Genomic DNA, 13,778 nt, shown 5'->3' on the forward strand with positions numbered 1-13,778 from the left:
TGCCTCGTTTCCGTCGCTTGGGGCAGGGATGTGGTCCATACCACCGGCGGCATGGTATCGCCCCTGGGCACGGTCGGAGAAGGCCGAACCGAGCGGTGCACCGAACCCGTGTGAACGCCCCGGGGTCCGGACCTCACGCGAGGCGTCCAGGTCGCGCGCACCTGAGTCCCGAAAGTATTCACTGTTCACAAAAAAGAGGCCTCTGCCCTGTGTAGCGCATCTGTTACAGTTCCTCCTCGAAAGACCGATCCGGGGAGGACGGAACCGCTCTCGATAACCCATGTCCTCTGCGTTTTCGGCGGATTCAGTCTCTCGGATTCCGCGAGACCATAGAAGATGAGGACACTTCGGGACCTTTGTCGCGAAAAGCACACGAAGGTCTAGGTCAGAGACTTTTTCATCCTCGGTTCGGAGGGTGCGCCCGGCCCGGCGTACTCACCACCCGTGACCCCGCACCCGAACAACAGGACCCCCATTGGCCCTCCGTCCCATATCCGAAGTACCGCTGCCCGATCCGACGACCATCGAACAGGTCCGTCTATCGTGCGCCGATATCCCCGAGGGGTCGACCCGCCTATCGAGGGCCTTCTACGACCACCTCTTCGCCATGGTCCCCGAGGTGCGGGTGATGTTCTCCACCGACCTCAAACCGCAGCAGCAACGCATGGCCGACGCCCTACTGTCCGTGGTCCACCACCTGGACACCCCCGAGGAACTCGCGGGATACCTGCGGAACCTGGGGCTGCAACACCACCGCGAGCTGGGCGTGCGACCCGAGCACTACCCCCACGTGGGACGTGCCCTGATCCGCGCCGTCAGCGAGGTCTCGCCCACCTGGTCCTCCTCGATGAGCTCGTCATGGGTGCTGGTCTACCAGTGGATCACCGCGCACATGATGGCCGGGGCCGAGAGCGCCATGTCCCACTCCGCGTCCCACAGGGCACGCTGACGGCATCGGACGTCACACCCGCGCGTCGCCGTCCCCGTACACCGCACACCGTCGAAGGTCCTCGTTGATGACACAGAGCAGTAGCAACCACGTGCCCGGATCCGAGGGGGAACACTACGTACAGGCGGTCATGGGAAGCACCGAACGCGCCGAACGCTTCTACCGCGACCAGATGCTGGACCACCTCAACCCGATGATGAGGGAGTTCATCGCCCGCCAGGAGATGCTGTTCATCGCGACGGCCGACGCCCGTGGTGAGTGCGACTCCAGTTTCCGGGCCGGGCCACCCGGTTTCGTGCACGTCATCGACGAGTGGACCCTGGTCTATCCGGAGTATCGCGGCAACGGTGTGTTCGCCAGCGCGGGCAACGTGATCGAGAACCCGCACATCGGGCTGATGTTCATGGACTTCCAACGCGACCGGATCGGCCTGCACGTCAACGGCCGCGTGAAGATCATGGAGGACGAGCGTCTGCGACCCCACGTCCCGAACCTGCCCCTACCGCAGACCCCGGGCCAACGGGCGCAGATGTGGATGATGGTGCAGGTCGAGGAGGCCTACATCCATTGCCGTAAGCACATCCCCCACCTGCGCAAGGTCGGCGCCGACGAGTCCTGGGGCACGGACGACACGCTGCGCAAGGGCGGTGACTTCTTCGCCGCCAAGGAGGAACGTGAGACCCGCCTGCGCGCACCCTCCGGGGTCGGCCACCCGTAGGCGCTCACCGGGTGCCCCCTTAGGGGGTACACCCGGTGACCACTACTTCTTGTCGGCGGCCTTGACCGCCTCGATCGCCTTCATGATGCGTTTGTCCGAGACCGGGTAGGCGGTCCGCAGCTCCTGGGCGAACAGGCTGACCCGGTACTCCTCCAGCATCCAGCGCAGTTCGACCACGTCCGGGTCGTCTGCGCGGCCGGCCTTGAGCACACCCCGGATCCGCCGCACGGCCTGGCGCATCTGTTCGACCTTGGACATGTTGACCTGGTCGCGGCGCGGGTTCTCGGGCAGCTTGTTCAGCCGGTACTCGATACCGCGCAGGTACCGGTGCACGTCGTCCAGACGGGACAGGCCGGCGTTGGTGAGGAAGCCATCGCCCACCAGGTCGCCCAGCTGACCCTGGACGTCGTTGAGCGAGGGCAGCACGGCCAGGGACGTGGAGCCCTTGACCTTCTTGGACACCTTGCGCCACAGCACGAGGACACGGGCGGCCTTGTCCAGGACCTCGGCGAGGGTGTCACCCAGGTCGGCGCGCACGCGATCGCGCAGCTTCGCGAAGTCGTCGCCGTTCCACACCGGGCCGCCCTCGCGGACCAGCAGGTGGTCGACGGCGGCGGACTCGGCGTCGGCGAGGATCTTCTTGATCGAACCGTGTGGGTTGTCGGCCAGGGCGAGCTTGTCCGGGTTGTTCAGGCCCTTGCTCACCGCCGTCGCCGGGGACGGGATCGTCAGCAACAGGAGCCGGCGCACACCCGCGCGCATGGCGGAGCGCTGTTCGGCGTCGGTGTCGAAGATGCGGATGGCGACGCTGTCGCCCTCGTCCACCAGCGCCGGGTAGCCCTTCACCTTGGGGCCCAGCGCCTTGCGTTCCAGGGTCTGCTCCAGCGGGCCGAAGTCCCAGGAGGTGATGCCCTTCTTCTCCACGCCCTTGGCCTCGGTGGCGATCGCCTCGCGCAGCCGCGGCTTGAGCTTGGCGCGCAACTGTTCGAGGTCCTTGGACTCGGCCAGTGTGCGCTTGCGGTCGTCCACGGCACGGAAGGTGATGCGCAGGTGGTCGGGGACCCGATCGAGCTGGAAGTCCTCGGGCCGGACGCGTTCGCCGTAGGCCATGACGGTGAGCTCCGCGGCCAGGGCCTCGGTGAGCGAACCCTCATAGGGGTTCAGGGCGCCGCGGGCCCGGGCCGCGTTGTCGGGCACCGGCACGAAGTGGCGACGCAGCGGTTTGGGCAGCGAACGGATCAACGCCGTGACGAGCTCGTCGCGCAGTCCGGGGATCTGCCAGTCGAACCCGTTGTTCTCCACCTGGTTGAGGAACTTGACGGGGATGTGCGCGGTGACGCCGTCGGAGTCGCTGCCCGGCTCGAACTGGTAGGTGAGCGGGAAGACGAAGGGCCCCTGACGCCAGATGTCGGGGTAGTCGTCCTCGCTGACCACGTCCACGCCGTCGTTGATGAGCTCATCGCGGGTGAAGTCGAGGAGCGTGGGTTCGGTGCGGCGGGCCTTCTTCCACCAGGAGTCGAAGTGGGCGGCCGACACGGCGGAGGAGTCCACGCGACGGTCGTAGAAGTCGAACAGGGTGTCGTCGTCCACGACGATGTCGCGGCGGCGGGCCCGGTGTTCGAGGTCCTCGACCTCGTCCAGGAGTTTGCGGTTGTCGTGGAAGAACTGGTGGCGGGTCTCCCAGTCGCCCTCGACCAGGGCGCGGCGGATGAACAGCTCCCGGGACATCTCCGGGTCGATCCGACCGTAGGACACCTTGCGCTGCACGACGATGGGCACCCCGTACAGGGTGACCCGCTCATAGGCCATGACGGCGCCGCGCTTGCGTTCCCAGTGCGGTTCGCTGTAGCTGCGCTTGACGATGTCGCCGGCCAGTTCCTCGGCCCACTCGGGTTCGATCCTGGCGACCATGCGACCCCACAGTTTGGAGGTCTCGACCAGTTCGGCGGCCATGACGAAGCGCGGTTGCTTCTTGAACAGGGCCGAACCGGGGAAGATCGCGAAGCGCGCCCCACGACCGCCCAGGTACTCGTGTTTGTCGGGGTCCTTGAGGCCCACGTGGGAGAGCAGACCGGACAACAGCGACATGTGGACGGCGCGGGTGTCGGCGGTCTCCTCGCGCAGCGGCGGCACCTCGATGTCCATCTGCCGCAGGACCTGCTTGAGCTGGCCGTGGATGTCCTGCCACTCGCGTACCCGCAGATAGTTGAGGAACTCCTCGCGGCACATCTTGCGGAACCGGTTGCCGGACAGTTCCCTCTGCTGCTCGCGCAGGTGGTTCCACAGGTTGAGGAAGGCCAGGAAGTCCGATTCCTTGTCGGCGAACCGGGCGTGCGCCTGCTGGGCCTGTTGCTGTTTCTCCGTGGGGCGTTCGCGCGGGTCCTGGATGGACAGCGCGGAGGTGATCACCATGACCTCGGGCAGGCAGTCGCGTTCCTGGGCCTCCAGGACCATGCGCCCCAGGCGGGGGTCGATGGGCAGCTGGGCCAGGCGGCGGCCGGTCGGGGTCAGGCGACGCCGGCTCTCCTTGGCGTCCTTGGGCTCGGGGTGCAGGGCGCCCAGCTCGGTGAGGAGGTTGACGCCGTCCTTGATCTGGCGGTGGTCGGGGCCGTCCACGAACGGGAACGCGGCGACGTCGCCCAGTCCCAGGGCGGCCATCTGCAGGATGACCGAGGCCAGGTTGGTGCGCAGGATCTCGGGGTCGGTGTACTCGGGGCGGGACAGGAAGTCCTCTTCGGAGTACAGCCGGATACAGATGCCCTCCGAGACACGGCCACAACGACCCTTGCGCTGGTTGGCGGAGGCCTGCGAGACCGCCTCGATGGGCAGGCGTTGCACCTTGGTGCGGTGCGAGTAGCGGGAGATGCGGGCGGTGCCGGGGTCGATCACGTACTTGATGCCGGGCACCGTCAGGGACGTCTCGGCGACGTTGGTGGCGAGCACGATGCGGCGGCCACCATGCCGGGACCACACACGTTTCTGTTCGGCCACCGACAGGCGGGCGTAGAGCGGAAGGACCTCGGTGCCGCGGAGTTTCTTCTTCTCCAGGGCCTCGGCGGTGTCGCGGATCTCGCGTTCGCCGCTGAGGAAGACGAGGACGTCGCCGGGGTCCTCGCGGGAGAGCTCGTCGACGGCCTCCAGGATGGCCTGGGTCTGGTCCTTGTCGGTGCCCCCGCCCGGGTTCTTCTCCTCCGGGTCGAGGATCTCGTCGGTGATGGGCCGGTAGCGCACCTCCACCGGGTAGGTGCGTCCGGACACCTCGATGATGGGGGCGTCGTCGAAGTGACGGGAGAAACGCTCGGGGTCGATGGTGGCCGAGGTGATGATGACCTTCAGGTCGGGCCGCTTGGGCAGCAGCTGCCTGAGGTATCCGAGCAGGAAGTCGACGTTGAGGCTGCGTTCGTGCGCCTCGTCGATGATGAGCGTGTCGTACTGGCGCAGCATCCGGTCGTGCTGGATCTCGGCCAGCAGGATACCGTCGGTCATCAGCTTGACCAGGGTGTTGTCACCGGAGGAATCGGTGAAACGGACCTTGTAGCCGACCGTCTCCCCCAGGGGGGTGCCGATCTCGTCAGCGACGCGCTCGGCGACCGTGCGAGCGGCGAGCCGGCGCGGCTGGGTGTGGCCGATGGTGCCCATGACGCCGCGACCCAGCTCCATGCAGATCTTGGGCAGCTGGGTGGTCTTACCCGAACCCGTCTCACCGGCGACGATGACGACCTGGTTGTCGCGGATGGCCGCGGAGATGTCGTCGCGCTTGGCGCTGACCGGGAGTTCTTCGGGATAGGAGAGTTCGGGGACGGCCTCACGGCGCAGTTCCACGCGCGTCTCGGCGCGTTCGACGTCCTTGACGACCTGGTCGCGCACCGAGGCGCGGCGACGCTCGTCACCGATCTTGGCGAGGCCGTCGATGCGGCGGCGGAGCCGATGGCGGTCGGCGGGCATGAGGCCGCGCAACCGGGCGCGGAGCGGATCCGCGTCGGAGGAGGGCTTGCGCGCGTGCGCGGGCGTGGTGGTGCTCATCAGTACTCAAGGTTAGAAGGGCCCGCAACCGGTTTTACCGGGCGTGGCCGGCCGGGTCGGTGCGGGGTGCGGGCGGCTGCCGGGTCGGGGTCCCGGGCGCACCACACTCGCCAACGCCCCGACGAGACGGATTGTTCCGCCGCCGATCAGAGAGGACGAGTCAGCCATTGGTGGAGAATGCGATTCCACTGCCGAGGGTCGTTCAAGTGAGGGTCGTGAAATGTGTCCTCCATCTCTACGAGGCGGGTGGTGGGACGACGGTCGAGCAGACTCCGCTGCTGAGCGTCGCTGAACATGCCGAGGTCGCCGAAGACGGCGAGGGTCGGGACCTGCAGGTTCTCCCATTCGGACCATCGCGGTCGGCGGAGGCCGACCATGATCGCTTCCAGGACCGCGGGGTCGAAGCGGGGCACGAATCCCTCGGGGGTCTCCTCCAGATCGGCGACCCAGACCTCGGTGAGATCGTGGCGGCCGAGGTGGGCGCGGGCCGCGTCCCGGTCGGGGAACGGGGTGGGCCAGGAGGCGAAGTACGCGCCGATGCGGGGCGCGGTCTCGGGGCCGTCTCCCCCGGGGTGTCCCTCCAGCATGGTGAGCCGGTCCACGAGGTCGGGGCGGGCGCTCGCGGTCAGCATCGCGGTGTGGGCGCCCATGGATTGGCCCACCAGGTGCACGGGCCCCTCGGCGAGTTCCTCGATGACGGTGACGATGTCCGCGACGAACGCTTCCCGGGAGGTGTCCTCGGGCAGGCGGGTGCTACGGCCGTGGCCGCGTTGATCCACCATGAGGACCCGGAAGTCAGGTGCGAGGGCGTGAGCGGTCGGGAGGAACTCTCGGGCGTTGCCGGCCAGGCCGTGGAGCAGCACGACCGGTGGTCCCTCGGTACCGGTGTCCAGGACGTGGAGGGTAACGCGGTCGCGGTGGATCCACCGCGACCGCGTCGACGAAGAGATCACTCGGCGATGCTCCGGTCCACCGCTTCGGCGGTCCGGGGGGCGTGTTCCTCCATCATGGTGAAGTGGTCCCCCGGCACCTCGAACCGGTCGTGCGCGGTGGGCCAACTCCAGTCCAGGCCGAGTTTGGCGCCGCCGGCGGTGACCACCGCTTCGATCGGACGCACCTGCACCGTCGGGCCCCGCCACGACGAGGGCCGCCACGAGGAGAACAGGTCGAGGTAGGCGCCCATCGCGGTCAGTCGGGCGGTGTCCATCAGCTCGAACTCGTTGGCGCGCTCGGTGACGAACTCCGTCACCATGGGCAGGAGTTCGTCGTCGCCGGGCACCACCGTGTCGAGTAGGACGGCCTTCGCGGGCGGGGTCCCCCTGGCGGCGAGTTCCTCGGCGACGGCGTGTGCCGTCCAACCACCCGAGGAACGACCGACCAGGACGAACGGACGACCGGCGGCCACGGCGAGCGCCTGGTCGGCCTGGGAGCGCACGAAGGTGTCCAGGTCCGCGGGTAGTTCCTCGCCCTCCAGGTACCCCGGAGCGGAGAGCACGTGGACTCCACGGCGTCCCTGCCACCGGCCGGCGAATCGGGCGAACTCGTGCGGGCCGGAGGTCATGACCAGGGACGGGTGGCAGATCAGGACGGGTTCCTCGGGTCCCGTGGCCAGGGTGGTGGCGGCAGAGGGTGAGGCCCCGGTGAAGACCGCGCGTGTGCGCGAGGCGGCCAGGGCCAGGTCGACGGCCTCCTTGGGGCGGTTCGCGACGCAGGCGTCCAGGAAGAGTCCGACCAGGCTGTCGGGGGTCCCCCCGGTCGTGCCCGTTCCCGGGGTGGACCCGCCCATCTCCCGGTCGAGGTGCTCGGCCAGGGCCACCGGGGTGGAGTGCTGGAACACCAGGGTGGCGGGCAGGCGCAGATCGGTGAGCGCCTGGAGGTGGTTGCGCAGCTCCACGGCGGTCAGCGAGTCGAACCCGGACTCGGGGAACTCCTGGTGGGCGCCGTACTCCGCGTAGCCCAGGATCTCGGCCGCACGTTCACGGACCAGTCGGGTGATCAGCCCCCTGCGCTCGGCCCCGGACGGCACGGAGATCACCCGGTCGGTGTCGCCGGCCGCGCGTTCGGGGGCGCGCACCAGCCCGCGCATCAGCGCCGGCACGGACCCTTGGGTGACCGCTCGGGTGCGCAGGCCCACCAGGTCGATCGGTGAGGGCACGAGTTCGGCGCGGCCGGCGGCCATGGCCGCGTCCAACAGCGCGCACCCCTCGTCGTCGCCGATCCCCTGGACGCCCCAGGTGCGGGCCATCCGGTTCGCGGAAACGTCGTCCATCTCGGCGAACTCGCGGGTCTCCACCAGCCAGCGCCCCCAGGCCAGCGACTGGGCCGGCAGTCCCTGTTCCCGACGGTGCCGGGCGAGTGCGTCCAGGTAGGCGTTGGCGGCCGAGTAGGCGGCCTGACCGGCGCTACCGAAGACCCCCGCCGCCGAGGAGAACAGGACGAACGCGTCCAGGTCGAGGTGGGCGGTGAGACGGTGCAGGTTCCACGCGCCGACGGCCTTGGGAGCCATCACCTTGTCCAGGCGTGCGGTGGTCAGCCCGGTGAAGGTGGAGTCGTCGATCAGGCCGGCCGAGTGCACGACCGCCGAGACCGGAACCTCGGTGAGGAGGTCCCGCAGACGGTCGGTGTCGGTGACGTCGCACGCCTCGATCCGGACGCGGGCCCCGAGCTCGGTGAGTTCGGCGACGAGTTCGGTCGCGCCGGGGGCGCGGGGCCCCTGGCGACCGATGAGGAGGAGGTCCTCCACGCCATGCCGGACGACCAGGTGGCGGGCGACCAGGCTGCCCAGGCGGCCGGTGGCCCCGGTGATCAGGACCGTTCCACCGGGGCGCAAGCGAGTGGACAGCTCCAGTACGGCCTTGCCGACGTTGTGGCCGCGCTGCATGATCTGGAACGCCTCGGGCGCCTCCTCGATCGGGTACCGACTGAGGGGGCCACGGGGCAGGGTGCCGTCCGCGAGGAGCGGCAGGAGTGCGGCGAAGGCGCGCCGGATCGGCTCCGGCCCCGATTCCAGGACGTTGAAGGCCCGGTAGGTGACGCCTTCGGGGACGTCGCCCGTTCCGAGCAGTTCGTTACGGCCCAGTTCCATGAACCGGCCGCCCTCGCCGAGTAGCCGCAGGGACGCTGTGATCGCGTCCCCGGTGAGGGAGTTGAGGACCACGTCCACGGTGCCGGCGCTCGCGCGGAAGCACTCCTCGAACCCGAGTTCACGCGAGTGCGCGATCTCGTCCTCGCCCAGACCGGACCCTCGGAGCAGGTCCCATTTCTCGGGGCTTGCCGTGGCGAGCACGCGGGCACCGAGGTGCCGGGCCAGGCCGAGTGCCGCCTGACCCACCCCGCCCGCGGCGGAGTGGATGAGGACGGTCTCACCGGCGCGCAGGCCGGCCTCCTCCACCAGGGCGAGGTAGGCGGTGAGGTAGACGGCGGGGATGGCGGCCGCCTCCGCGTGGTCCCACCCTTGGGGGACCTTGGCCAGGTACCGGTGGTCGGCCACCGCGACCGGGCCGAAGGCGCCGGGGAAGAGCCCCATCACCCGATCGCCCGGCTTCAGGCCTTCGGTGGCCTCTCCGACCTCCAGCACCACGCCGGAGCCCTCGTTGCCGATGTCGCCCGGTTCGGGGTACATGCCCACGGTCATCAGGACGTCGCGGAAGTTCAGCCCCGCGGCGCGGACGGCGACACGCACCTCATGGGGTGCGAGCGGGCGTTGGGCCACGGGCACGTAGGTAAGTCCGTCGAGGATGCCGTGACCGTCGGTGTCCAGACGCCAGCCCGGGCCGCGGGCGGGCGGAACGGTACCGATGTCGGCCTCGGAGCGGGTGCGGGCCAGGCGCGGGGCGTGGAGCCGACCGCCCCTGGCGGCCACTCGCGGTTCCGCCGTGCGCAGCGCGGCGGCGACCAGTTCCGGGTCGGCGTGGTCGGCGTCCAGCAGCAGGAAGCGGCCGGGGTTCTCGGTCTCGGCGGAGGCGATGAGTCCCCACAGCGCCGCGGCGGACGGGTCGACGGGCAGGTCGGTGTCCCCCGGCAGGCTCACGGCTCCCCGGGTGAGCACCACGAAACGGGTGGCGGCGTAGCGGTCGGCCTCCACCCGGTCGCGGATCGGGCCCAGTACGGCGGACAACCGTTCGAGGGCGTGTTCGGGGTCGGCGCCCGCGGGTCCCTCGGGCGCGAGCACGATCACGGCGGGCGCCTCGTCGCCCTCCTGGGGACGACGATCGATCCCGGGCACGGTGCCCACCGCGGCCCAGGTCGTCGGGTCGGGCACGGCGCCCTCGCCCGGTTCTGTGAGTTCCTCCCACTCCTGGTGGAAGAGCGCGTCCTGGTCCGCTCCGGTCATCGGTGCGGCCTCCCGGACGGAGAGGGCGGCGATGCTCAGGACGGGCGCGTCCTCGGGGTCGGTGAGCAGGACCTCGTAGGTGTCGTCCCCGGTCCGGGTGAGCCGCACCCGGACCCGTTCGGGGGTGTCGGACCGATGCAGTCGTACCCCGCTCCAGCCGAAGGGCATCAGCAGTCGGGGCGCCTCGTCGGTGTCCGTCTCACGCAGGAGCAGGGACTGGAGTCCGGCGTCGAGCAGGACCGGGTGCGGGCCGGTCATCGCCTCGGCGTCAGTGGGCAGGGTGTCCGGTCCGGCCTCGGCCCAGGTGCGGGTTCCGTCGGCGCGGACCGCGCGCAGGCCCTGGAAGGCGGGACCGTACTCGATGCCGCGGGCCTCGAACAGGGCATAGGTGTCGGCCATCGCGAGTTCGGTGGTGCCGGGGGCGAACGGCACGGGGGCCGGCGCGGGGGTCCGTGCGGCCGGGACCAGCCGTCCCTCGGCGTGCTCGGTCCAGTGTTCTCCGTCGGGGGAGGACGAGAGCAGCCGGAAGTCGCGCGCCCCGCGCAGGTCGGGGGCCTCCACGATGACCTGGAAGGGCGTCCCGGGACCGTCGGGGTCGATCTCCAGTGGTGCGCTCAGGGTCAGCTCGGCGATCTCGGGACGGTCGCAGACCCGTCCGACGGTCAGGAGCAGTTCCAACGTGGCGGTTCCGGGCAGGATCACCCGACCGGACACCGCGTGTTCGGTCAGCCAGGGCGCCCGCGCGGTGTCGAGTCGGCCGGTGAAGAGAGTCTGTCCGCTCGCACCGATCGGCGTCCAGGCGCCGATCAGCGGGTGGTCGGCGGGGGTGAGGCCGACCGATGAGGGATCACCGGCGAGCTCGGGCTCCTCCAGCCAGTATCGGCGTCGTTGGAAGGGGTAGGTCGGCAGTTCGACGTCGTTCGCGCCGGCGCCCAGGACCCGTTCCCAGTCGACGGTGATTCCTTGGCAGTGCGCCTCGGCCAGCGCCGTGAGGAAGCGGTCGCCGGTGTCCTCGTCCCGGCGCAGGGTGTGCACCACGGGGCGGTCGGCGACACCGGCGGCCTCCAGGGTCCGCCGCAACGGCATCGACAACACCGGGTGCGCTCCGACCTCGACGAACGCGTGCCCGGCGGTGGCCAGTCGACGGATCACCGGTTCGAGGAGCACCCCGTGGCGCAGGTTCCGGTACCAGTGGTCGGCGTCGAGCGTGCTCCCGTCCACGGGCTCCGTCGGCGGCTCGTCCCCCGGTCGCCAGGTGGGCGAGGGGGCCACGGTGGAGTGGAACGGTACGGTGCCCGGGCGGGGGCGCAGGTCGACCAGACCGGCCCGGAACTCCTCCTCGACCCGGTCCATGAGGAAGCAGTGCGAGGTGTAGTCGACCGGGATCCTTCGCACGAAGGTCCCGTCCCTCTCACGGGCCGCCACGAACACGTCGATGACCTCGGCGGCACCGGCGACCGTGCTGGTATCCGGTCCGTTGGCGCCCGCGAGGACGATCCGGTCACCTTGGCCTTCGATCAGACCGGCGACCTCGGCCGCGCCGAGCCCGACCACGGCGATGCCGCCCTCCCCCGCGACCTTGCCCAGCACACGGCTGCGGGTGACCACCACCCGCGCACCGTCCTCCAGGGAGAGGATCCCGGCCACACAGGCGGCGGCCACCTCTCCTTGGGATTGACCGACCACGGCGGAGGGTTCGACCCCCGCGGCGCGCCACAGCCGGGCCAGGGACACCAGGACCGCCCAGAGGGCCGGTTGCACGACGTCCGCCGGCGCGTCCTGCCCCATGAAGGGCGGAGCGTGGGGTTCCTGTCGCAGGACCGCCGACAGCGACCAGTCCACGAGAGGGGCCAGGGCCCGTTCGCACTCGGCCACGGACTCGGCGAAGACCGGGGAGTGCGCCATGAGGCCCTTGGCCATGCCCGCCCACTGACCGCCTTGACCGGGGAAGACGAAGACCGGCTTCTCCGAGCGTCCGGGCCGGTGGACCTCACCGGTGACCAGACCTTCGGTGTCCTCGCCTCGCGCCAGGGACCGCAGCCGGTCGGTGAGGACCTCGGTGTCGGCGCCGACAACGGCCGCGCGCCGGGCGAAACGGCCGCGGGTGGTGGCCAGCGAGCGGGCGACGTCGCCGGCGGAGGGGGCACCACCGGGGTGGTCGGTCAGCCGATCGGCGAGACGGTCGGCCTGGGCCGTGAGCGCGGCCCGGTCGCGGGCGGACAGCGACCAGACGGTGCGCCCCTCGACCAGTGGCCCGGCGGTTTCCGGGGCCTGCGAGGCCTCGGCGGCGGGTTCGGGGGCCTCCTCCAGCACGAGGTGGACGTTGGTCCCGCTGATGCCGAAGGAGGACACACCCGCGCGGCGCGGTCGTTCGCCGCGCGGCCAGTCCCGCGCCTCGGACAACGGCCGCACACCGCCCGATTCCCAGTCGACCAGGGTCGAGGGGCGATCGGCGTGCAGCGTCCTGGGAAGTCGTTCGTGACCCAGGGCCAGCACCATCTTGATGATCCCGACTGCGCCGGCCGCCGCCTGGGTGTGGCCCAGGTTCGACTTGACCGACCCCAGCCAGAGGGGATCCCCGCCCGACCTACCGCCGAACACGTCCAAGAGGGCGTCGGCCTCGATCGGGTCACCGAGTTCGGTGCCGGTTCCGTGCGCCTCCACGGCGTCGATGTCGTCGGGGGTCAGCCCGGCGTCGGTCAGCGCCGCCCGGAGCACCCGGGTCTGCGCGGGGCCGTTGGGGGCGGTCAGTCCGCTGGAGGCGCCATCCTGGTTGACCGCGCCGCCCCGAACCACCGCCAGGACGCGGTGGCCGTTGCGTTCGGCGTCGGAGAGCCGCTCCAGGACCAGGGCCGCGGCGCCCTCACCGAACCCGGTGCCGTCCGCCCCGGCACCGAAGGCCTTGCAGCGACCGTCCTGGGAGAGCACGCCCTGTTTGGCGGACTCCGCGAAGAGCGAGGGACTCGACATCACGGTGGCGCCGCCCGCCAGCGCCAGTGAGCACTCGCCCTGGCGCAGGGACCGCACGGCGAGTTGGACGGCCGTCAGGGAGGAGGAGCACGCGGTGTCGACGGTCAGCGCGGGGCCCCGCAACCCCAGGGTGTAGGCGATCCTCCCCGAGGCCACGCTGGCGGCGACGCCGGTCATCAGGTAGCCCACGGCCCCTTCAGGCATGGGCACCCTGCCGGAGGTGGTGGTGCGGGCGTAGTCGGTCGTGCTGATCCCGGTGAAGACCCCGGTGGACGTCTCGGCCAGGGCCGCGGGGTCGATCCCGGCGCGTTCGAGGGACTCCCAGGTGACCTCCAGCATGAGCCGCTGTTGGGGATCCATCGCCTCGGCCTCGCGCGGGGAGATCCCGAAGAACCCGGCGTCGAACCCGGCCACGTCGTCGAGGAACCCGCCGCCCGCGGACATGCCCGGGCGGCCTCGCATGTCCTCGACGTCCCATCCCCGGTCCTCGGGCAGGTCGCCGATGGCGTCGGCCCCCTGTGCCAGCAGGTTCCAGAGTTCTTCGGGGCCGTCCACCCCTCCGGGCAGACGGCAGCCCATGCCCACGATCGCGATGGGCTCGCTGTCGCGTTCACGCAGCCGCGCGAGTTCGGCGCGGGTGCGTCGCAGATCGGTGGTGACCCGTTTGAGGTAGTCGAGAACCTGTGCGTCGTCGGTCATGGGCGTGCCTCACCGCTTCACTTCGCGGCACCGCGCGCGGTGCCGGGGTCTTGGCTGTGGTCGTTCGGTCCTTGGCCCTGGGCGTC

The 13,778-nt window shown here is 70.4% G+C and carries 5 protein-coding genes; 2 read left to right on the forward strand and 3 right to left on the reverse strand.

Features of this window, described 5'->3' with window-relative positions:
* The first annotated feature begins 475 nt into the window (after positions 1-475).
* Both ACWGKS_RS24455 and ACWGKS_RS24460 read left to right on the forward strand, forming a co-directional pair.
* Positions 476-949: a globin domain-containing protein gene (locus ACWGKS_RS24455; RefSeq protein ID WP_358504344.1), complete on the forward strand. Its 474-nt coding sequence runs from the start codon at positions 476-478 to the stop codon at positions 947-949.
* Positions 950-1,016: 67 nt separating this feature from the next.
* The gene (locus ACWGKS_RS24460) at positions 1,017-1,667 is read left to right on the forward strand and encodes a pyridoxamine 5'-phosphate oxidase family protein (RefSeq protein WP_358504346.1); all 651 of its coding nucleotides are present in this window, start codon (positions 1,017-1,019) and stop codon (positions 1,665-1,667) included.
* Positions 1,668-1,709: 42 nt separating this feature from the next.
* Here the strand turns inward: ACWGKS_RS24460 and hrpA are convergent, their stop codons facing one another.
* From hrpA to ACWGKS_RS24475, 3 genes are all read right to left on the reverse strand, one after another.
* Complete coding sequence (gene hrpA, locus ACWGKS_RS24465) at positions 1,710-5,690, reverse strand: ATP-dependent RNA helicase HrpA (RefSeq protein ID WP_358504349.1); 3,981 nt, start codon at positions 5,688-5,690, stop codon at positions 1,710-1,712.
* A gap of 146 nt (positions 5,691-5,836) precedes the next feature.
* On the reverse strand, positions 5,837-6,643 hold the full coding sequence (locus ACWGKS_RS24470; protein ID WP_358504352.1) for an alpha/beta fold hydrolase: 807 nt from the start codon (positions 6,641-6,643) through the stop codon (positions 5,837-5,839).
* A complete protein-coding gene (locus ACWGKS_RS24475; RefSeq protein WP_452524173.1) occupies positions 6,640-13,692 on the reverse strand; it encodes an SDR family NAD(P)-dependent oxidoreductase in 7,053 nt (2,350 codons plus the stop codon). The genes ACWGKS_RS24470 and ACWGKS_RS24475 overlap by 4 nt, the downstream gene beginning before the upstream one ends.
* Between the last annotated feature and the right edge of the window lie 86 nt (positions 13,693-13,778).

It is taken from the genome of Nocardiopsis sp. NPDC055879 (assembly GCF_053615935.1).